This is a genomic window from Amycolatopsis sp. NBC_01307, from assembly GCF_035975215.1.
In the GTDB taxonomy this organism is placed as follows: Bacteria; Actinomycetota; Actinomycetes; order Mycobacteriales; family Pseudonocardiaceae; genus Amycolatopsis.
The window spans coordinates 10,797,347-10,818,034 of record NZ_CP108403.1 but is presented as its reverse complement, the minus strand read 5'-3'; the positions used below and the strand labels follow the sequence as shown (position 1 = coordinate 10,818,034).

The 20,688-nt window shown below is 70.9% G+C and carries 20 protein-coding genes; 11 read left to right on the top strand and 9 right to left on the bottom strand.

Going from position 1 to position 20,688, the window contains the following annotated elements; genetic code table 11:
- From OG439_RS48885 to kdpF, 4 genes are read right to left on the bottom strand one after another with little or no spacing between them, the layout of a single operon-like run.
- Positions 1-612, bottom strand: a complete 612-nt coding sequence (locus OG439_RS48885; protein WP_326947119.1) for a potassium-transporting ATPase subunit C — start codon at positions 610-612, stop codon at positions 1-3.
- A 4-nt stretch (positions 613-616) separates the two neighbouring features.
- On the bottom strand, positions 617-2,665 hold the full coding sequence (kdpB, locus tag OG439_RS48880) for a potassium-transporting ATPase subunit KdpB (protein ID WP_326947118.1): 2,049 nt from the start codon (positions 2,663-2,665) through the stop codon (positions 617-619).
- A complete protein-coding gene (gene kdpA / locus OG439_RS48875; protein WP_326947117.1) occupies positions 2,662-4,323 on the bottom strand; it encodes a potassium-transporting ATPase subunit KdpA in 1,662 nt (553 codons plus the stop codon). Before kdpA ends, kdpB begins: the two co-directional genes overlap by 4 nt.
- Entirely contained in the window at positions 4,323-4,424 is a 102-nt protein-coding gene (gene kdpF / locus OG439_RS48870; protein ID WP_326947116.1) for a K(+)-transporting ATPase subunit F, read from the bottom strand. The genes kdpA and kdpF overlap by 1 nt, the downstream gene beginning before the upstream one ends.
- A gap of 404 nt (positions 4,425-4,828) precedes the next feature.
- Here kdpF and asnB point away from each other — a divergent pair, with 404 nt between their 5' ends.
- Both asnB and OG439_RS48860 read left to right on the top strand, forming a co-directional pair.
- Positions 4,829-6,670 (top strand): asparagine synthase (glutamine-hydrolyzing), encoded by a 1,842-nt coding sequence (asnB, locus tag OG439_RS48865; RefSeq protein ID WP_326947115.1) that lies wholly within the window; start codon positions 4,829-4,831, stop codon positions 6,668-6,670.
- A 42-nt stretch (positions 6,671-6,712) separates the two neighbouring features.
- A complete protein-coding gene (locus OG439_RS48860; protein ID WP_326947114.1) occupies positions 6,713-7,015 on the top strand; it encodes a hypothetical protein in 303 nt (100 codons plus the stop codon).
- Here OG439_RS48860 and OG439_RS48855 read toward each other — a convergent pair.
- Entirely contained in the window at positions 7,001-7,471 is a 471-nt protein-coding gene (locus tag OG439_RS48855) for a GNAT family N-acetyltransferase (protein ID WP_326947113.1), read from the bottom strand. The genes OG439_RS48860 and OG439_RS48855 overlap by 15 nt on opposite strands.
- Positions 7,468-7,965 carry an SRPBCC family protein gene (locus OG439_RS48850; RefSeq protein ID WP_326947112.1) on the bottom strand — a complete coding sequence of 166 codons (498 nt, stop codon included), beginning with the start codon at positions 7,963-7,965 and terminating at the stop codon, positions 7,468-7,470. The genes OG439_RS48855 and OG439_RS48850 overlap by 4 nt, the downstream gene beginning before the upstream one ends.
- 62 nt (positions 7,966-8,027) lie before the next feature.
- On the opposite strand from OG439_RS48850, the gene OG439_RS48845 reads away from it, so the two are divergent.
- A complete protein-coding gene (locus OG439_RS48845) occupies positions 8,028-8,609 on the top strand; it encodes a TetR/AcrR family transcriptional regulator (protein ID WP_326947111.1) in 582 nt (193 codons plus the stop codon).
- Between the two features lie 136 nt (positions 8,610-8,745).
- On the opposite strand, the gene OG439_RS48840 is transcribed toward OG439_RS48845, so the two are convergent.
- Genes OG439_RS48840 through OG439_RS48830 form a run of 3 tightly spaced genes read right to left on the bottom strand, consistent with a single transcriptional unit; the run spans position 8,746 to position 12,278 of the window.
- Positions 8,746-9,747, bottom strand: coding sequence for a Gfo/Idh/MocA family protein (locus OG439_RS48840; protein WP_326947110.1), 1,002 nt, complete (start codon positions 9,745-9,747; stop codon positions 8,746-8,748).
- 36 nt (positions 9,748-9,783) lie between these two features.
- Positions 9,784-11,271, bottom strand: coding sequence for a CoA-acylating methylmalonate-semialdehyde dehydrogenase (locus tag OG439_RS48835; RefSeq protein WP_326947109.1), 1,488 nt, complete (start codon positions 11,269-11,271; stop codon positions 9,784-9,786).
- An 8-nt stretch (positions 11,272-11,279) separates the two neighbouring features.
- On the bottom strand, positions 11,280-12,278 hold the full coding sequence (locus OG439_RS48830) for a LacI family DNA-binding transcriptional regulator (RefSeq protein WP_247062290.1): 999 nt from the start codon (positions 12,276-12,278) through the stop codon (positions 11,280-11,282).
- A gap of 124 nt (positions 12,279-12,402) precedes the next feature.
- Between OG439_RS48830 and OG439_RS48825 the strand changes: the two genes are divergently transcribed.
- The 8 genes from OG439_RS48825 to iolD are packed head-to-tail and all read left to right on the top strand — an operon-like array spanning position 12,403 to position 20,677.
- Complete coding sequence (locus OG439_RS48825; RefSeq protein WP_326947108.1) at positions 12,403-13,281, top strand: TIM barrel protein; 879 nt, start codon at positions 12,403-12,405, stop codon at positions 13,279-13,281.
- Between the two features lie 20 nt (positions 13,282-13,301).
- The gene (locus OG439_RS48820; protein WP_247062288.1) at positions 13,302-14,306 is read left to right on the top strand and encodes a sugar ABC transporter substrate-binding protein; all 1,005 of its coding nucleotides are present in this window, start codon (positions 13,302-13,304) and stop codon (positions 14,304-14,306) included.
- 10 nt (positions 14,307-14,316) lie between these two features.
- On the top strand, positions 14,317-15,360 hold the full coding sequence (locus OG439_RS48815) for an ABC transporter permease (RefSeq protein WP_326947107.1): 1,044 nt from the start codon (positions 14,317-14,319) through the stop codon (positions 15,358-15,360).
- Positions 15,357-16,139 (top strand): ATP-binding cassette domain-containing protein, encoded by a 783-nt coding sequence (locus tag OG439_RS48810; RefSeq protein WP_326947106.1) that lies wholly within the window; start codon positions 15,357-15,359, stop codon positions 16,137-16,139. The genes OG439_RS48815 and OG439_RS48810 overlap by 4 nt, the downstream gene beginning before the upstream one ends.
- Positions 16,136-17,065, top strand: coding sequence for a 5-dehydro-2-deoxygluconokinase (gene iolC, locus OG439_RS48805; RefSeq protein WP_326947105.1), 930 nt, complete (start codon positions 16,136-16,138; stop codon positions 17,063-17,065). The genes OG439_RS48810 and iolC overlap by 4 nt, the downstream gene beginning before the upstream one ends.
- A complete protein-coding gene (locus OG439_RS48800; RefSeq protein ID WP_326947104.1) occupies positions 17,062-17,958 on the top strand; it encodes a Cgl0159 family (beta/alpha)8-fold protein in 897 nt (298 codons plus the stop codon). The genes iolC and OG439_RS48800 overlap by 4 nt, the downstream gene beginning before the upstream one ends.
- Positions 17,955-18,845, top strand: coding sequence for a 5-deoxy-glucuronate isomerase (iolB, locus tag OG439_RS48795; protein WP_326947103.1), 891 nt, complete (start codon positions 17,955-17,957; stop codon positions 18,843-18,845). The genes OG439_RS48800 and iolB overlap by 4 nt, the downstream gene beginning before the upstream one ends.
- Complete coding sequence (iolD, locus tag OG439_RS48790) at positions 18,842-20,677, top strand: 3D-(3,5/4)-trihydroxycyclohexane-1,2-dione acylhydrolase (decyclizing) (RefSeq protein ID WP_326947102.1); 1,836 nt, start codon at positions 18,842-18,844, stop codon at positions 20,675-20,677. Before iolB ends, iolD begins: the two co-directional genes overlap by 4 nt.
- Positions 20,678-20,688 lie beyond the last annotated feature (11 nt).

Below are 20,688 nucleotides of genomic sequence, written 5' to 3'. Positions count from 1 at the left end.
TCAGTGTGCCCCTCCGGCCGCACCTTGCACGGCCAAGTTGAGCCGGAGCACATTCACCCCGGGGACACCGATCCCGGCACCCGACGTGTTCGCTTCGACGAGCTGCTTCACGCGGTCGGCCGGCAACCCCGTCACCCGGGCGACCCGGGCGATCTGGAGGTCGGCGTAGGCCACGCTGATCGCCGGGTCGAGCCCGGAACCCGACGCCGTCACCGCGTCCGGCGGTACCTGATCGGGTGACACGCCTTCCCGCTTCGCGATGGCGTCCTTGCGCTCGCCGATGGTCTTCACGAGGTCCTCGTTGTACGGACCCTTGTTGGACGCGCCGGACGTCGACGGGTCACCGGGGCCGAGCGCGTCCTTCGAGAGCGCCGAGGGCCGGTTGTGGAACCACGGGTCCTTCGCCGGGTCGGCGGGCACCGGGTCGACGCCGATGAGCGACGACCCGACGGCCTGGCCGTTCTGCGTGACGACCGAGCCTTCGGCGTTGCCCTCCAGCCCCGGGATGCGGGCGATCGCCCACACGGCCAGGGGGTAGATCACCCCGAGCAGGACCGTCATCACGATCAGCACGCGCAGGCCGGCCCAGGTCTGCTTGACGAGAGTGTTCACGAGTTCACCCGATTCCAGGGATGAGGCGCACGAGCAGGTCGATCAGCCAGATCCCGAGGAAGGGGCTGACGATGCCGCCGAGGCCGTAGACGAGCAGGTTGCGGCGCAGCAGGGCCGAGGCCGACGACGGCTTGTACCGCACGCCGCGCAGGGCCAGCGGGATGAGCACGACGATGATCAGCGCGTTGAAGATGACGGCGGAGAGGATCGCCGACTTCGGCGTGGCCAGGTGCATGATGTTCAACGCGCCGAGCTGGGCGAAGATGCCGGTGAACATCGCCGGCAGGATCGCGAAGTACTTCGCGAGGTCGTTCGCCACGCTGAACGTCGTCAGCGCGCCGCGGGTGATCAGCAGCTGCTTGCCGATCTCGACGATCTCGATCAGCTTCGTCGGGTCGCTGTCGAGGTCGACCATGTTGCCGGCCTCCTTCGCGGCCGACGTGCCGGTGTTCATCGCGACGCCGACGTCGGACTGCGCGAGCGCGGGCGCGTCGTTGGTGCCGTCGCCGGTCATCGCGACCAGCCGGCCGCCTTCCTGCTCCTTCTTGATGAGCGCCATCTTGTCTTCGGGCTTGGCCTCGGCGAGGTAGTCGTCGACACCGGCGTCCGCCGCGATGGCCTTGGCGGTGAGCGGGTTGTCGCCGGTGATCATCACCGTCTTGATGCCCATCGCCCGCAGTTCCTTGAAGCGCTCCTTCATGCCCGGCTTGACGACGTCGGACAGCCGGATCACGCCGTGCACCACGGTGTCTTCGGCGACCACCAGCGGCGTGCCGCCCTGGGCGCTGATCTCGTCGACCACACGCTCGGTCTCGTCGGGGAACTGCCCGCCGTTGTCACGCACCCACGCGCGCACGGCACTCGCCGCACCCTTGCGGATCCGCCGGTCACCGACGTCGAGCCCGCTCATCCGGGTCTGCGCGGTGAAGGGCACGAACTCGCCGTGCACGTCGTCACCCGCGTGGGCCGCGGTCAGCTCGACGACGCTGCGTCCTTCGGGCGTTTCGTCGGCGAGGCTCGCCAGCCGGGCCGCGCGGGCGAGGTCGTCCGGAGTGGACGATCCCACCGGGATCAGCTCGGTGGCCCGGCGGTTGCCGAAGGTGATGGTGCCGGTCTTGTCGAGCAGCAGCGTCGAGACGTCGCCCGCGGCCTCGACCGCGCGGCCGGACGTCGCGAGGACGTTGCGCTGCACGAGCCGGTCCATCCCGGCGATGCCGATGGCGCTCAGCAGGGCGCCGATCGTCGTCGGGATGAGGCAGACCAGCAACGCCGTCAGCACGATCACCGACTGCTCGGACCCGGAGAAGCCGGCCATCGGCTGCAGCGCCACGACGGCGAGCAGGAAGATGATGGTCAGCGTGGCCAGCAGGATGGTCAGCGCGATCTCGTTCGGCGTCTTCTGCCGCGAAGCGCCTTCCACCAACGCGATCATGCGGTCCACAAAGGACTCGCCCGGCTTGGTCGTGATCTTCACGACGACCCGGTCGCTCAGCACGGTCGTCCCGCCGGTGACGGCGCTGCGGTCGCCGCCGGACTCGCGGATGACCGGCGCGGACTCGCCGGTGATGGCCGACTCGTCGACGGTCGCGATGCCCTCGACGACGTCGCCGTCACCCGGGATCACCTGGCCGGCCTCGACGACCACGAGGTCGCCGACGCGCAGTTCGGCGCCGGGCACCTGCTCCTCGTCGCCGTTCGCGGTGAGGCGCCGGGCGACGGTCTCCTTCTTCGACCGCCGCAGGCTTTCCGCCTGCGCCTTGCCGCGTCCTTCGGCGACGGCCTCGGCGAGGTTGGCGAAGATGACCGTGAACCACAGCCAGATCGCGATGAGGATGGTGAAGACGCTCGGGTCGGTGACGGCGAAGACGGTGGTCAGCGCCGAGCCGACCCACACCACGAACATCACCGGGTTGGCGAGCTGGTGCTTCGGGTTGAGCTTCTTGAAGGCATCCGGCAGCGACGTCCAGAGCTGGCGGGGGCTGAAGACCCCGGCGCCGACGCGACCGGTGTGCTCTTCGTGGGTCACCTGAGGTCGTTCTTCGGTGACGGTCATGCGAGTGCCTCCGCGATGGGCCCGAGCGCGAGCGCCGGGATGAACGTGAGGGCCGCGACGAGCACCACCGTGCCGGTGAGCATGGTGGCGAACAGCGGCCCGGTGGTGGGCAGCGTCCCCGCCGTTTCGGGGACCTTCCGCTGCGCGGCCAGGGAACCGGCCAGGCAGAGCACGGCGACGATCGGGATGAACCGGCCGAGCGCCATGGCGACGCCGAACGACGACTGGAACCAGTCGCTCGTCGCGGTCAGGCCGCCGAACGCACTGCCGTTGTTGTTGCCGGTCGAGGCGTAGCCGTAGAGGATTTCGGACAGCCCGTGCGCGCCGCTGTTGCCGAGCGCGCCCGCCGTGCCCGGCAGCATCAGGGCGATCCCGCTGCCCAGGAGCACGACCAGCGGCATGGCCAGCATCGAGATCGCCGCGCAGGTGACCTCGCGCTTGCCGAGCTTCTTGCCCAGGTACTCCGGCGTCCGCCCGACCATCAGGCCGGCCAGGAACATCGCGATGATCGCCATCACGAGGATGCCGTAGAGGCCGGTGCCGACGCCGCCCGGCGAGATCTCGCCGTAGAGCATGTTGAGCAACGGACCGCCGCCGCCGAGCCCGGACAGGCTGTCGTGGGCGCCGTTGACCGCGCCCGTGGACGTGCCGGTGGTGGTGTCGGCGAAGATCGACGTGCTCGAGATGCCGAACCGCTGTTCCTTGCCCTCCATGCTCGCCCCGGCGGCCAGCGCGGCCGGGTTGCTCGCCTTGGCCTCGGAGAACCAGATGATCGCCAGCGACGCGGCCCAGAGCAGGCTCATCACGCCGAGCAGGACGTACCCCTGCTTGGGCTTGCGGACGAGCTTGCCGAACGTGCGGGTCAGGCTGACCGGGATCACCAGGATCAGGAACAGCTCGATCAGGTTCGTCCAGACGTTGGGGTTCTCGAACGGGTGCGCCGAGTTGGCGTTGAGGATGCCGCCGCCGTTGGTGCCGAGCTCCTTGATCGCCTCCTGGCTCGCCGCCGGGGCCAGCGCGATGGTGCTCTGGCTGCCGTCGGGGTTCGTGACGGCGACACCCGCCTTGAGGCTCTGCACCACGCCGAGGGCGATCAGCACGAGCGCGAACACGAAGGCCATCGGCAGCAGGACGCGGACGGTGCCGCGCGTGAGGTCCACCCAGAAGTTGCCGAGCCGGTCGGTCCGCGAGCGGATGAACCCGCGGGTCAGTGCGATGGCGACGGCCAGCCCGACCCCCGCGGAGAGGAAGTTCTGCACGGTCAGCCCGGCCATCTGCACGAAGTGGCCCATCGTCGTCTCGGGGACGTAGGACTGCCAGTTCGTGTTGGTGACGAAGGAGATCGCCGTGTTGAACGCGACGCCGGGGCTCACCGAGCCGCGGCCCAGGCTCCACGGCAGGATCGGCTGCAGCCGTTGCAGCAGGTAGAGCAGGACGACCGAGACGAACGAGAAGCCGAGCACGCCGGCGGCGTAGGTCGGCCACCGCTGCTCGGAGTCCGGGTTGACGCGGAAGAGCTTATAGAGGCCCTTCTCGAGCTTCAGGTGCTTCTCGGTGGAGAAGACGCGCGCCATGTAGTCGCCGAGTGGTTTGTAAACCACGGCGAGCGCGACGAGGAGGAGACCGAGCTGGACCAGCCCGGCCGCGGTGTCGGACATCAGAATTTCTCCGGCCTGATCAAGGCGACGAACAGGTAGACGAGAAGGCCCAGCGCCAGCAGTCCGCCGACGACGTTGGCCATGGTGCCCGCGCCGCTCACAGCTTCTCCAAGCCACGCAGCGCCAGCGCGATAACCACGAAAATGCCGATCAGGAGAACGGCGTACAGCAAGTCGGCCACTAGGCACCTCTCAGGACAGGTCACCGCTTTCGGTGACCAGGGACGAGGCCAACTGTGCGGCCGTTCCGGCCCGCCGCGGAGGGTGGCTGACGGCGCGTTAACGCCGTCCTGATGCGCATTTACGCCGTCTTTATGGCGGGTGGCGCCGGTCACGCAAGCGTTTGCCTTCACCTCGGCGCGGCCGTGGTTGGTGAGTGACTCACGGCACACTGCGTGATCGAATGAGCGCGGAACGTGCAATTCGGGCAGACAAGATGTTCTCCCCGTGTTACACCTGTGTTACCGATAGTTGTACTAGCTAAGTAAAAGCTTGGAGGGGTCCGTATGTGCGGTATCGCCGGCTGGGTTTCCTACGACGCCGACCTCACGCGCCGGCAGGACGTCGTGGACGCCATGACGGAGACCATGGCCTGCCGTGGTCCGGACGGCGTCGGTACCTGGGTGCGCACGCACGTCGCGCTCGGCCACCGGCGCCTCGCCATCATCGACCTGCCCGGCGGCCGGCAGCCGATGTCCGTGCACACGCCGAACGGCGACGTCGCGATGGTCTACAGCGGTGAGGCCTACAACTTCACCGAGCTGAAGGACGAGCTCACGAAGCTCGGCCACAAGTGGGAGACCGACAGCGACACCGAAGTGGTGCTGCACGGCTATCTGCAGTGGGGCGACGCCGTCGTCGACCACCTCAACGGCATGTACGCCTTCGCGATCTGGGACGAGCGCGACGACCGGCTCGTGATGATCCGCGACCGGATGGGCATCAAGCCGTTCTACTACTACCCGACGGCCGACGGCGTGCTGTTCGGCTCCGAACCGAAGGCGATCCTCGCGAACCCGCTCGCCCGCAAGGTGGTCGACACCGACGGCCTGCGCGAGCTGATGGCGTTCACCAAGCGCCCCGGCTGGTCGCTGTGGAAGGACATGGAGGAGGTCCAGCCCGGCACGATCGTCACCGTGTCGCGCGAGGGCATCCGCACCCGCACGTACTGGAAGCTCGACGCCAAGCAGCACACGGACGACCAGGAGACCACGGTCGAACGCGTCCGCGAGCTGATGACCGACATCGTGCACCGCCAGCTCGTCGCCGACGTCCCGCGTTGCGTGCTGCTGTCCGGCGGCCTGGACTCCAGCGCCGTCACCGGCCTCGCCGCGCCCCACCTCGCCGAGCAGGGCGAGCAGCTGCGGACGTTCTCCGTCGACTTCTTCGGCCAGGAGGAGAACTTCAAGCCGGACGAGATGCGCGACACCGCGGACTCGCCCTACATCCGCGACGTCGCCGACCTCGTCGGGTCCGCGCACCAGAACGTGATGCTGAACCCGGCGGAGCTGAGCGACCCCGCGGTGCGGCGCGCGGTGCTGAAGGCCCGCGACATCCCGGCCGGCCTCGGTGACATGGACACGTCGCTGTACCTCCTGTTCAAGGCCATCCGCGGCGAGTCGACGGTGGCCCTGTCGGGCGAGTCGGCCGACGAGGTGTTCGGCGGCTACCGCTGGTTCCACGACGAGAAGGCCGTCAACGCCGACACGTTCCCGTGGCTGGCGTTCCGGAACTCGATGATGGAGGACCGGGCGTCGCTCTACACGCCCGAGCTGGTGCGCAAGCTCAACCTCGAGACCTACATCGCGGACCAGTACGCGACGGCGGTCTCGTCGGTGGACCACCTCGACGGCGAGTCCGCGCAGGAAGCGCGGATGCGGACGATCTGCAACCTGCACCTGACGCGGTTCGTGCGGATGCTGCTCGACCGCAAGGACCGCGCGTCGATGGCGGTGGGCCTGGAGGTCCGCGTGCCGTTCTGCGACCACCGGCTGGTCGAGTACGTCTACAACACGCCGTGGTCGCTCAAGACGTTCGACGGCCGCGAGAAGAGCCTCCTGCGGCACGCGACCAAGCACGTCCTCCCGGAGTCGGTGGCCCAGCGGGTGAAGAGCCCGTACCCCTCGACGCAGGACCCGGGCTACGCGGCGGCGCTGCAGCAGCAGGTCAAGGAGGTCCTCGCCGAGCCGAACCACGCGGTGTTCGGCCTGGTCGACAAGGCCTGGGCGCACCGGGTGTCCGAAGTGGACTCGGCCACCATGGACCCGGGCGCCCGCATCGGCCTGGACCGGCTGCTCGACCTGTACCACTGGATCGAGATGTACTCCCCGGAGCTGCAGCTCGACTGAGGTCTTGACCTCAAGCGCCCTTGAGGTTGGACGCTGGGCGGCATGAACGTGCTGCTCTTCGGCCGCAACCCGGCCACGGTCTCGAGGGTGACGGCGGCGCTGTCCGCGGCGGGTTTCGCCGCGGACGGCGTCGCTTCGGAGGAAGCGGCGCTGTCCCGCCTGGGCGTCGTGGACGCGCTGGTGCTGGGCGCCGGGGTGGTGGGCCCGCTGCGGGAGCGCCTCACGGCCGCGGCGGCCCGGCACGGGGTGCGGTGGGTGCAGGGGCCGCACATCCTCCCGGAGCGGGACGCCCTGGAGTACGTCCGCACGGAGATCCTGCCGCGGCTGAAGTCAGGCCAGCGGTAGTTCCGCCGTCACATCGTCGCCTTCCGTGGCCAAGCTCGCGCCGATTCCGCTCAGCAGGGTCCGGGCTCCGCGGTTGCCCGCGGTGGTCGAGGCGACGAACCTCGTCGCGTCGCTGTCCTTCGCCAAGTCCAGCAGCGACGCCGTCACCTGCTTGCCGATCCCCCGGCCGCGGACGTCGCGGCTCAGCCAGATGCCCGCCTCCACCGCGTCGCCGTGACGTTCCAGGCGGGCCGCGCCGACCGCCGCCCTCGCGACGTCGACCACCCAGGTGCGCTCCACCGCCGTCTCCGGGCGCAGCGACCTGGCCCGGTGGAACTCCAGGAACGCCGCGCGGCGCTCGGGCGTCCAGCCGGATGGGCCGTCGACCGGGGGCATCACCTCCAGCGGGTCCGCGCCGGCGACGGCGGCCTCCAGCAGCCGCGCCAGTGCGGGCTCGTCCAGTGGGGTCAGGATCACGCCCGGAGTGTGGCGGACGGTCGTGGCGACCGCGACCGGTTTCGGGCCAGTGCGCGCAGGAACCGGACATAGCGCGACCACTTCACCGGCCGGGACACCCGGCCGGTCACGGCCAGTTCGGCGCAGTCCAGCAGTTGCTCCAGGAGCGCGTCGTGCAGCGGGCGGAACACCAGTGGCCAGCTCAGGCGGGTCCAGCCGTGCAGAGTTCCTTCCAGGACGTGCGTCAGCGCGTCACCCGAAATCGTGAACTCGTGGTAGCCGTGCAGGCCCGTCGGCGCCGTGAAGCGGAACCGCAGGCGATCGGGCGCGACCTCTTCGAGGACGTACCGGACCGGGCCGTGCCCGGCGGTCGTGCCCGGGACGAGCGGGCCGTCGAGGCGGGTGGGCGGCCAGTCGGCGACCGGCCAGAGGCGGTCGTCCTCGGTGCCGAGCGTGGCCAGCAGCTCCGGCGGCACCGGCCGCGGGAACCTCCGGGTGTGGACGTTGCGGATCATGGCACAACCCTCCGTTCTGGAGACTGTCCTCCAGAACGTATCAGAGGATAGTCTCCAGAACCATGGGCCGGCCGGCGACGCACACCACAGCGCAGTTCCTCGACGCCGCGACGACGTTGTTCGCCGAGGGCGGCGCCCGCGCGGTCACGATGGCCGCGACGGCCAAGGCCGCGGGCGCGCCTAACGGCTCGATCTACCACCGCTTCCCGGACCGCCCGGCGCTGCTGGCCGCGCTCTGGCTCCGCACCCTGCGCGACTTCCAGGACCTGTTCGTCGAGACCCTCGGCGACGCGGCCTCCGTGGACGCGGCGGTCGAGGCCGCGACGAGCGTCGTCCGCTGGTGCCGCAAGCATCCCGACGGCGCCCGGGTCCTCGACGCGGGCAAGCAGGCCTTCGGCCCCGCCGACTGGTCCCCCGAAGCCGCCACGGCCCTGACCGCCGCGGAGGAGGAACTCCGCACGGCCCTGAAACAGGCGACGCTCTCGCTGCCCCCGCTCACCGGCTGCACCGACGAGGACGTCGTGCTGGCCTTGGTCGAGATCCCGCGCGCGATCGTCCATCGCTACCTCTCGACCGGCCGCACTCCCCCGCCGAAGGCCGCCGACCTGGTGGAACGCACAGTCCGCAAGCTCCTCCGCCCGTGATCAGAAGGCCGGCACGCGTGATTGAGAGGTCAACTCGCGTGATTGAAGCGACGACACGACCAGCTCGCGGCGTGTCGTCCCCCCAATCACGCGTGTCGGCTTTGCAATCACGCGTGTCGGCTCCTCCATCACAACGTCAGCGGCGGACCTCCGTCAGCTTCACCGGGCGGCGCTCGCGGCGCGAGACTTCGCACGCTTCGGCGATGTAGAACGCTTCGAGCGCGTCGGCCGCGACGCACGGCGATGGCGCACGGCCGGCGACGACGTCGAGGAACGCGCGCAGTTCGGTTGTGTACGCGGGGCGGAAGCGTTCCATGAAGCCCGGGTACGCCGGGCCCGGCAGCGGCGGGACCCCCGGCTCGACCGAGCGCAGCGGCGCCCGGTCGTCCAGGCCGACGACCACGCCGGAGACCGAACCGAGCGCCTCCAGGCGGACGTCGTAGCCCGCGCCGTTGTAGCGGGTCAGGGACACCGTCGCCAGGGACCCATCGTCCAGGGTCAGGGTGGCCGCCGCCGTGTCGACGTCGCCCGCGTCGGCGAAGAACCGCTCGCCGCGGTTGGCGCCGATCGCGTAGACCTCCTCGATCTCGCGGCCGCTCACCCAGCGGATGATGTCGAAGTCGTGGACGCCGCAGTCGCGGAACAGCCCGCCCGAGTGCGCCACGTACTCCGCCGGCGGGGGCGCCGGGTCGAACGTCGTCGCGCGCAACGTGTGCAGCCAGCCCAGCTCACCCGACGCGACCGCCGCCCGGGCCGCCGCGTAGCCCGCGTCGAACCGGCGCTGGAAGCCGATCTGGACCGGGACGTCGGACGCGCCGATCCGGTCGATCACCGCCAGGGTGCCCGGGATGTCGGCCGCGACCGGCTTCTCGCAGAACACCGGCAGGCCCGCGTCGACGGCCGCGATGATCAGCCCCGGGTGGGCGTCGGTGGCCGCGGTGACGACCAGCCCGTCGAGGCCCGCGGCGAACAGCCCCTCGATGCTCGCCGCGACCTCCACTCCCAGCTTCGCCCCCGCGGCCTGGGCGCGCGCGGTGTCGACGTCGGCCACCAGGACCGACTCGACCTCGTCGAACCCCTTGAGCGTCTCCGCGTGCGCGGTGCCGATCCGCCCGGTGCCCGCCAGTCCCAGCCTCATCGTCGTGAACCCTCCTGTGTGCGAAAGTCGGAAAACTCAGCGGTGCGTCGGAAAGCCCAGGTCGACGCCCTGCGCTTGACGCGGCCAGCGCGACGTCACGGCCTTCGCCCGCGTGTAGAACCGGACGCCCTCGGCGCCGTGGACGTGCGTGTCGCCGAACAGCGAGTCCTTCCAGCCACCGAAGGAGTAGTAGGCCATCGGGACCGGGATCGGGACGTTGATGCCGACCATGCCCACCTGCACCCGCCGCTCGAACTCGCGCGCGGCCAGGCCGTCGGTGGTGAAGATCGCCGTGCCGTTGCCGTACGGGTTGGCGTTCACCAGCGCGAGCGCCTCCTCGAAGGTGCCCGCGCGCACGACCACCAGCACCGGGCCGAAGATCTCGTCGGTGTAGACCGACATGTCGGTGGTGACGTGGTCGAACAGCGTCGGCCCGACCCAGAACCCGGCGCCGGGCCCCGCGAAGGTCCGGCCGTCGACGACCAGGGACGCGCCCGCCGTCTCCCCCGCATCCACATAGGACACGATCCGGTCGCGCGCGGCGCCGGTGACGACCGGGCCCATCTGCGAGGTCTCGTCGGTACCCGGTCCGGTCTTCAGCTCACGGGTCCGGGACGCGATCGCGGCGACCAGGTCGTCACCGCGGTCGCCGACCGCCACCACGACCGAGATCGCCATGCACCGCTCCCCCGCGCTGCCGTAGCCCGCGGACACAGCGGCGTCGGCCGCGCCGTCGAGATCCGCGTCCGGCAGCACGATCATGTGGTTCTTCGCGCCGCCGAGCGCCTGGACTCGCTTGCCCGCGGCCGTCCCGGTCTCGTAGACGTGCCGCGCGATCGGCGTCGAGCCGACGAACGACACCCCGGCGATGTCGGGGTGCACGAGCAGCGCGTCGACGGCCTCGGCGTCGCCCTGGACGACGTTGAGCACGCCCGGCGGCAATCCCGCCTCGGCGAACAGCTCGGCGAGGCGGACCGACGCCGACGGGTCGCGGTCGGACGGCTTGAGCACGAACGTGTTGCCGCAGGCGATGGCGATCGGGAACATCCACATCGGCACCATCACCGGGAAGTTGAACGGCGTGATGCCGGCGACGACGCCGAGCGGCTGGCGCAGCGAGTACGCGTCGATGCCGCGGGAGACCTGGTCGGAGTGCTCGCCCTTGAGCACCTGGGCGATGCCGCAGGCGAACTCGACGACCTCCAGGCCGCGCTGCACCTCGCCCGCGGCGTCCGACAGAACCTTGCCGTGCTCGGCGGTGATCAGCGCGGCCAGCTCGTCGCGGTGCGCGTCGACCAGCTCGCGGAACTTGAACAGGATGCGGGTGCGGGCGGACAGCGAGCTGTCCGACCAGTCGAGCGACGCCTTGACCGCCGATGCCACCGCCGTGTCCACATCGGACTGTCCCGCCAGGACGACCTGCCGGGCCACCTCCCCGGTCGCGGGCTGGTAGACGTCGCCGCGGCGGGACGACACCCCGGCCGTGCGGGCGCCGTCGATCCAGTGCTGGACGAGTTCGGACACGGAGTCTCCTATGCGTGTGCGGTGGTCGACCGGACCACCAGGGACGGGTGCAGCAGGTGCCGGACCGGCTCGGTGCGCTCCCCGCGCACGCGTTCGAGCAGGGCTTCGAAGGCCAGCCGCGCCATGTCCTTGCGCGGCTGGTCCACCGTGGTCAGGGAGAGGTGGCGCAACGCGGCGAGCGACGTGTTGTCGTAGCCGACGACCGACACGTCCTCCGGCACGCGCAGCCCGGCTTCCTCGAGGGCCGAAATCGCCCCCACGGCGTTGAAGTCGTTGCCGGCGACCAGCCCCGTCGGCAGTTCCGGGCGCGCGTACGCGGCGAGCAGCTCCCGCACGGCGTTCTCGCCGCCGATGTCGGTGTGTTCGCTGCGCACGACGATCGGCTCGAGCCCGTGCCCCCGCATGGCGGCCTCGAACCCGCGCCGCCGCTGCGCCGCCCCGGCCGCGCCACCGCCGTCGAGGTGGGCGATGCGCCGGTGCCCCAGGCCGACCAGGTGGCCGACGGCCAGCGCGGAGCCCGCCTCGCCGTCGTCGTTCACCGTGTCCACTGTGGATGCGCGGGCGGTGCGCGAGACCAGCACGACCGGGCACTGCTTGGCCGCGACCTGGATCGCCGAGGCCGGCACGACCGGCGACAGCAGGACGATGCCCGCCGGCCGGAAGGAAAGCAGGTTGTGCAGGGCGTTCCACTCGCGCGTGGGACTGCGGCCGCCCGTGTTGAGGATGAGGTCGAAGCCCGCCGCCTGCGCGGCGCTGTCCAGCTCTTCGACGATGTCGGCGAAGAACGCGTTGCGCAGGTCGTTCACCATCACGCCGAGCACCGTCGAGGTCCGGCTGGCCAGCGACCGCGCCATGATGTGCGGCTGGTACCCGAGTTCCTCGGCCGCGCGCAGGACGGCGGTGCGCCGCGCGTCGGAGACCTTCGGTGAATTCCTCATCACCAGGGAGACCAGTGCGCGGGAAACCCCCGCTCGCGCGGCCACGTCCTCCATGGTCGGACGCACCATCGCCGCACCTCCCCGCCTGTGGGTTACGGGCCGGAAACAAGCCCTTGACTTTGCTGTGACGGACGCTACAAGATTAGAGCGCTCTAATCAATAGAGCGCTCCAACGGACCAACGGAGGCCCTCTGTGTCAGCGACGATCCGCGTCGCCGCCGCCCCGATCTCCTGGGGCGTCTGCGAAGTCCCGGGCTGGGGCCGCGTGCTGGACGCGCCGACCGTGCTGCGCGAGATGGCGGAACTCGGCGTCCAGGCGACGGAGCTGGGCCCGCCCGGGTACCTCCCCCGCGACCCGGCCGAGCTGCGCGCGCTGCTCGGGGAGCACGACCTGACGCTCGTGGGCGGGTTCCTCGCCGTCGTGCTGCACGCCGACCGGGAAAAGGCGCTCGCCGAGGCCGAGGAGTCCGCCGCGCTGTTCGCCGCGTGCGGGGGCGACGTCCTCGTGCTCGCCGCCGCGACCGGGCTCGACGGCTACGACGAACGTCCGCGGCTCACCGACACCGAATGGGCGACACTCGTCGAGACCGCGGGCAAGATCCGGGACATCGCCGGTGGTCACGGCCTGCGCACCGTGCTGCACCCGCACATCGGGACGCACGTGGAGCAGCAGGCCGAGGTCGAGCGGTTCCTGCGCGACTCCGATCTGGGGTTGTGCCTCGACACCGGACACCTGATGATCGGCGGGACCGATCCGGTCGAGCTGGCGAAGCGGTTTCCCGAGCGGGTGGCGCACGTGCATCTGAAGGACGTCAAGGGGGACCTGGCCGCCGAGGTGCGCGCGGGGCGGCTCGGCTACACCGAAGCGGTCGGGCGGGGCCTCTACGTCCCGCTCGGCGAGGGGGACGTGGACGTGGCGTCGATGGTGCGCTCCGTCCAGGCGGCGGGTTACGACGGCTGGTACGTCCTCGAACAGGACACCGCCCTCGGCGAGGCGAGCCCCGACGACGTGCCTCGCCGCGACACCGAGCGCAGCCTCACGGAACTCGCGAAGATCGTGCAAGCCCTCTAACTGGTCCCAAAGGAGTGACTGTGTTTTCGTTCAAGAGAAGCTTCGCCGTGGTGGCGGCCGTCGCCGCCACCGGCCTGGTGCTCGCCGCCTGCAGCGGCCCCAGCGCCGACAACTCGACCAGCAGCTCCGGCGCCAATTCGTCCGCCGCGGCGCCGCCGAGTTCGAGCGGCCCGCTCAAGGTCGCCGTGGTCACCCACGGCAGCGCCGGTGACGCGTTCTGGAACGTCGTCAAGAACGGCGCCGAGCAGGCCGGCAAGGACCTCAACGTCGGCGTCGACTACTACTCCGACGGCGACCCCGGCAACCAGGCCAAGCTGATCGACAACGCCGTCGCGCAGAAGGTCGGCGGCCTGGTCGTGTCGATGGCGAACCCGCAGGCGCTGCAGACGTCGATCCAGAACGCCGTCAAGGCCGGCATCCCGGTCGTCACGATCAACTCGGGCGAGGACCAGAGCGCCGCGTTCGGCGCGATCGCGCACGTCGGGCAGAGCGAAGGCCTCGCCGGCCAGGGCGCCGGGCAGCGGCTCAAGGCGGCCGGCAAGACGAAGCTGCTCTGCGTGATCCACGAGGCCGGCAACATCGGCCAGAACCAGCGCTGTGACGGCGCGAAGCAGACCTTCGGCACCGTCTCGACGCTGCAGGTCGACATCTCCAACCCGACCGACGCGCAGGCGCGGATCCGCGGCGCGCTGCAGGCCGACCCGTCGATCGACGCGGTCCTGGCGCTGAACTCGCAGGTCGCGGCCCGCGCCGTGGACGCGGCGAAGGAAGCGAGCTCGAAGGCGCAGGTGGCGACGTTCGACCTGAACGCCGACGTCGTGGCCGCCATCAAGGCGGGCACCATCCTCTTCGCCGTCGACCAGCAGCAGTACGAGCAGGGCTACCTGCCCATCGTGTTCCTCAAGCTCTACAAGGAGAACGGCAACACCATCGGTGGTGGCCACCCGGTGCAGACCGGTCCGGGCTTCGTCGACAAGACCAACATCGACACCGTGGCCCCGTACGCGCAGCGCGGCACCCGCTAAGGGGAGTGAAATGACCGCAGCGATCCAGGCAGAACCGGACGAACGAATAGCCAAGAAGAGCTTGACCGACCGGCTGGTCGTCCGGCCGGAGATCGGGGCGCTGCTGGGCGCCGTCCTGGTGTTCGTCTTCTTCTCGGTCGTCACCGGCCAGTTCCTCAGCCCGCTCGGCGTGGCGACCTGGCTCGACGACTCGTCGACGCTGGGCATCATGGCCGTGGTGGTCGCGCTGCTCATGGTCGGCGGCGAGTTCGACCTGTCGGCGGGCGTGATGACGGCGTCGACGTCGCTGGTCACCGCGATCCTGGCGACGCAGGCGGGCTGGAACGTCTGGCTCGCGCTGCTGGTCTCGCTGGTGTTCGCGCTCGGCGTCGGCGCGTTCAACGGGTGGCTGGTCATGAAGACCGGCCTGCCCAGCTTCATCGTCACGCTGGGGTCGTTCCTGGCCCTGCAGGGGCTGAACCTCGGCGTGACGCGGCTGGTCACCGACACCGTCCAGGTGTCGGGGATGCGCTCGGCCAGCGGGTACGAGTCGGCCGGCGGGTTGTTCGCGTCGACGTTCGACATCGGCGGCACGGAGTTCCAGTCGTCGATCGTGTGGTGGATCGTGGTGACGGCGATCGCCGCGTGGCTGCTGCTGCGGACCCGGTTCGGCAACTGGATCTTCGCGGTCGGCGGGTCGCAGGTGTCGGCCCGCTCGGTCGGCGTGCCGGTGGTGCGCACGAAGATCCTGCTGTTCATGGGCACCGCCGCCGGCGCGTGGCTGGTCGGCTCGATCAACATCCTGCGCTTCGCCAGCGTGCAGGCCAACCAGGGCATCGGGCTGGAGTTCCAGTTCATCATCGCCGCGGTGATCGGCGGCTGCCTGCTCACCGGCGGCTTCGGCTCGGCCGTGGGCGCGGCGATCGGCGCGCTGATCTTCGGCATGGCCCGCCAGGGCATCGTGTTCGCCCAGTGGAACAGCGACTGGTTCATGCTGTTCCTCGGGATCATGCTGCTGGCCGCGGTCCTGGTCAACAACGCCTTCCGGCGGCGCGCGGAAAGGGTGCGGCGATGAGTCCTCTTCTCGAGGTACGCGACATCGGCAAGACCTACGGCAGCGTCATCGCCTTGCGCGATGTGTCCACTGTGGTCAACGCGGGCGAGGTCACCTGTGTGCTCGGCGACAACGGCGCCGGGAAGTCCACGCTGATCAAGATCCTGGCCGGGGTGCACCAGCACGACCGCGGCGAGTTCCTGGTCGAGGACACGCCGGTGAAGTTCGCTTCGCCGCGCGAGGCGCTGGACCACGGCATCGCGACCGTGTACCAGGACCTCGCGGTGGTGCCGCTGATGAGCGTCTGGCGGAACTTCTTCCTCGGCTCGGAGCCGACGGTCGGGTTCGGCCCGTTCAAGGCACTGGACCGCAAGAAGGGCCGCGAGACGACCAAGCAGGCGCTGTCCGACATGGGCATCGACCTGCGGGACGTCGAGCAGCCGGTCGGCACGCTCTCCGGCGGTGAGCGCCAGTGCGTCGCGATCGCGCGAGCGGTCTACTTCGGCGCGAAGGTGCTGATCCTCGACGAGCCGACGGCGGCCCTGGGTGTCAAGCAGGCCGGCGTGGTGCTCAAGTATGTCGCCCAGGCGCGCGACCGCGGGCTCGGCGTCGTGCTGATCACGCACAACCCGCACCACGCGTTCCCGGTCGCGGACCGGTTCCTGCTGCTCAAGCGGGGTGCGCCGCTCGGTTCGTACGAGAAGAAGGACATCGACATCAACGAGCTGACCCGGCAGATGGCGGGCGGTGCGGAACTGGAAGCGCTCGAACACGAACTGCGGCAGGTGGAGAAGGCGTGAGTCTCGAAGCGTTGACGATCGGCCGGGTGGGCGTCGACCTCTACCCCGAGCAGAGCGGCGTCCCCCTGGCCGGCGTCAGCACCTTCGCCAAGTCGCTCGGCGGGACCGCGACCAACGTCGCGGTCGCCGCCGCGCGGCTGGGCCGGTCGGCCGCGGTGCTGACCAAGGTCGGCCCGGACGGCTTCGGCGACTACGTCCGGCAGGCCCTGAGCGGCTTCGGCGTCTCACCGTCCTATGTGGGCACTTCGCCGGACCTGCTGACGCCGGTGGTGTTCTGCGAGCTGAACCCGCCCGCGGACCCGCCGCTGCTGTTCTACCGCTCCCCCGTCGCGCCCGACCTCACGCTCACCGAGGCGGACGTGCCGTGGGACGTCGTGGAGTCGGTGCCGCTGCTGTGGGTGACCGGCACGGGCGTCTCGGTCGAACCGGCGCGAGCGACCCAGCGGAAGATCCTCGAAACCCGGGGCCGCCGCGAGCACACCGTGCTGGACCTGGACTACCGGCCGATGTTCTGGACGTCGGTGGAGCAGGCCCGCGAGGAAATCGGCTCGATGCTGGACCACGTCACGGTCGCGGTCGGCAACCGGACCGAGGTGGAGGTCGCCGTCGGCACCGCGGACCCGGACGAAGCGGCGGACCGGATGCTGGAACGCGGGCTGCGGCTCGCGGTGATCAAGAAGGGCGCGGACGGCGTGCTGGTGGCCACCCCGGACGGCCGCTGGACCGTCCCGCCGCAGCGCATCGACGTCGTCTGCGGCCTCGGCGCGGGTGACGGCTTCGGCGGCGCCCTGATCCACGGGCTGCTGTCCGGCTGGGACCCGGTGCGGATCGCCGAGTACGCGAACGCGGCGGGCGCGCTGGTCGCGTCCCGGCTGGCGTGCGCCGACGCGATGCCGACCGCCGCCGAGATCGAGGAGCTGCTGTGACGACCTTGCTGACGGACGACCGCTGGCGCGAGTTGCTGCACACCCGGGCCACGAACCCGGGCGCGGTCCGCCAGGCGTACGCGACGCGCAAACGGCGTTCGAAGCTGCTGTCCGACTCCGGGACGCTGTTCCTGGTCGCGGCCGACCACCCGGCCCGTGGCGCGCTCGGCGTCGGCGAGGACCCCCTCGCCATGGCCGACCGGCGGACGCTGCTGGACCGGCTGCTCGTCGCGCTGGCGAACCCGGCGGTCGACGGGCTGCTCGGCACCCCGGACGTCGTCGAGGAGCTGCTGCTGCTCGGCGCGCTGCACGACAAGGTCGTGATCGGCTCGATGAACCGCGGCGGCCTGGCCGGCGCGGACTGGGAGATCGACGACCGGTTCACCGGTTACGACGCCGCGAGCCTGATCGACTGCGGCCTCGACGGCGGCAAGATGCTGCTGCGGCTGGTCGACTCCGACCCGGGCACGATCCCGACGCTGCAGGCGTGCGCGACCGCCGTCACCGAGCTGGCCGCGTACGGGCTGATGGCGATGGTCGAGCCGCTGCCCTACACCCGTGAAGGCGGGAAACTGATGCTGCAGAAGGATCCCGCGTCGCTGGCCCGAGCGGTGACGGTCGCGTCCGGCATCGGGACGACGTCGGCGCACACCTGGCTGAAGCTGCCGTCCACCGACTCGCCCGAGGTCCTCGGCGCGACGACGCTCCCGGTCGTCATCCTCGGCGGCGTGCCGTCGGGCGATCCGGCCGGCGACCTGGCGTCGTGGGGCCGGACGCTGCGCCACGACGTCGTCCGCGGCCTGGTCGTCGGCCGTACCCTGCTCTACCCGCCCGGCGGCGACGTCGGCTCGGCCGTCGATGCCGCCGCGAAGGTTCTGGAGGCCGCGAAGTGAGCGCGTTGCACCGTCCACACGGGACACTGTCCGAGGACTCCGACCCGATCGTGCTGACGCCGGAAGCGGCGGGCTGGGCGTACACCGGGTTGCAGGTGCTCAAGATCGGCCGTCGGCTTCCCCGCACGATCGAGACCGGCGAGTTCGAGGCGTTCGTGCTGCCGCTGTCCGGCTCGCTCACGGTCCGCGTCGACGACGAGGAGTTCGAGCTGGAAGGCCGTGACTCGGTGTTCAGCCGCGTCACGGACTTCGCCTACGTCCCCCGCGACGCCGAGGTCGAGCTGACGTCGGCCACGGGCGCGGTGGTGGCCCTGCCGATGGCCCGCTGCACCCGCCGGCTCTCCCCTCGCTACGGCCCCGCTGAAGACGTCCCGGTCGAGGTCCGCGGCAGCGGCCAGGCGACGCGGCAGGTGACCAACTTCGGCGTGCCCGGGGTGTGGGACCACGCGGACAAGCTCAACGCGTGCGAGCTGATCACGCCGGGCGGCAACTGGTCGTCGTACCCGCCGCACAAGCACGACGAGGCGTCCGAGTGCGAGGTCGTCAACGAAGAGATCTACTACTTCCGGGTCGCGGGCCGGGACGGCGTGACACCGTCACGCGAGGGCTTCGGCCTGCACCGGACGTACACCGCGGACGGTGAGCTGGACGAAGACGTCGCGGTCCGCGACGGCGACGTCTTCCTGATCCCGCGCGGTTACCACGGCCCGTGCGTCGCGGCACCCGGCTACCCGATGTACTACCTGAACGTCCTCGCCGGGCCGGCGGACGAGCGCTCGATGGCGTTCTGCGACGATCCGGCGCACAGCTGGATCCGTGACACGTGGAAGCCCGAGGACCTCGACCCGCGCTGTCCGGTGACCGACCACGAAGGGCGGGTCCGGTGAAGCTGACGACGGCTCAGGCGCTGGTCAAGTGGATCCTCGCGCAGCGTTCGGAAACCCTCGACGGCCGTGAGGTGCCGCTGTTCCCGGGGGTGTTCGCGATCTTCGGGCACGGCAACGTCCTCGGGCTCGGCACCGCGCTGGAGGAGCACCGCGGCGAGATCCCGGTCTGGCGAGGGCACACCGAGCAGGGCATGGCGCTCGCCGCGGTCGGCTACGCGAAGGCGACGCACCGGCGGCAGGTCGGCGTCGTGACGTCGTCGATCGGGCCGGGCGCGCTGAACATGGTCACCGCCGCCGGGGTCGCGCACGCGAACCGGCTGCCGGTCCTGCTGCTGCCGGGCGACACGTTCACCAGCCGCGCGCCGGACCCGGTGCTGCAGCAGATCGAGCCCTTCGGCGACGGCACGGCGACGGTCAACGACGCCTTCCGCGCGGTCAGCCGCTACTTCGACCGCATCACCCGGCCCGAGCAGCTGCTCTCGGCGTTGCCGCAGGTCGCGCGGGTGCTCACGGATCCGGCCGACGCCGGCCCGGTCGTCCTGGCGCTGCCGCAGGACGTCCAGGCGGAGATGTACGACTTCCCGGAGGCGCTGTTCGAGCCGGTCACCCACCGGCCGCTGCGCCCGCGCCCGGACCGCCGGGCCGTCACCGAGGCCGCGGGGGTGCTGCGCGCGTCCAAGCGGCCGCTGCTGGTGCTCGGCGGCGGCGTCCGGTACTCCGGCGCCGGGCGGCGCGCGCTGGACTTCGCCGAGCGGCACGGCATTCCCGTCACCGAGACCACCGCGGGCCGCACGCTGGTGCCGCACACGCACGCCCTCAACGCGGGACCGCTCGGGATCACCGGCTCGACGTCGGCGAACGTCGTCGCGGCCGAGGCGGACGTCGTCCTGGCCGTCGGCACCCGGCTGCAGGACTTCACGACGGCGTCCTGGACGGTCTTCTCCCCCGACGTCCGGCTGGTCACGCTGAACGCGGCGAGGTTCGACGCGGTCAAGCACGGCGCGCTGTCGGTGGTCGGCGACGCGGACGCGGGCCTGGCCGACCTCGGCGCGCAGCTGGAGAGCTGGCGGGTCGACCCGTCGTGGACGTCGCGAGCGGCGACCGAGCGCGCGAAGTGGGACGCGCACATCGACTCGCTGCGGTCGGCGGCGTCGGAGGTCCCGTCGTACGCCCAGGTCGTCGGGGTGGTGAACGACCTGTCCGCGGCGGACGACTACGTCATGACGGCGTCGGGCGGGATGCCGGGCGAGCTGATCGGCGGCTGGCGCGGGTCCGGCTCGGTGTCGATGGACGTCGAGTACGGCTTCTCGTGCATGGGCTACGAGCTGTCCGGCGCCTGGGGCGCGGCGATCGCCCACGACGGCCTGGTCACGACGTTGCTGGGCGACGGCTCGTACCTGATGCTGAACTCGGAGCTGTTCTCGGCCGCGTTCGCCGGGCACCCGTTCGTCGCCGTGGTGTGCGACAACGACGGTTACGCGGTGATCGCGCGGCTCCAGCAGGGTCAGGGCGGGAAGCCGTTCAACAACTTCTACGCCGACTGCACGACTTCACACGCCTCACCCCCGCGCGTCGACTTCGCGCGCCACGCGGAGTCGTTGGGCTGCTCGGTGTTCACGGCGTCCACAGTGGACGACGTCCGCTCGGCGTACGCCCAGGCCCGCGAGGCCGCGGTGGCCGAGAAGCGCCCGGCGGTCGTGGTCGTCAAGACCCAGCCGTCGACGTGGACCGAAGCCGGGGCCTGGTGGGAGGTCGGCGTGCCCGAGCACCTCGCCGGACGGGACGAGTTCGAGCGGTCCAAGGGCACGCAGGTGCGCTACCTGCGGTCCTGAGCCGGGACGAA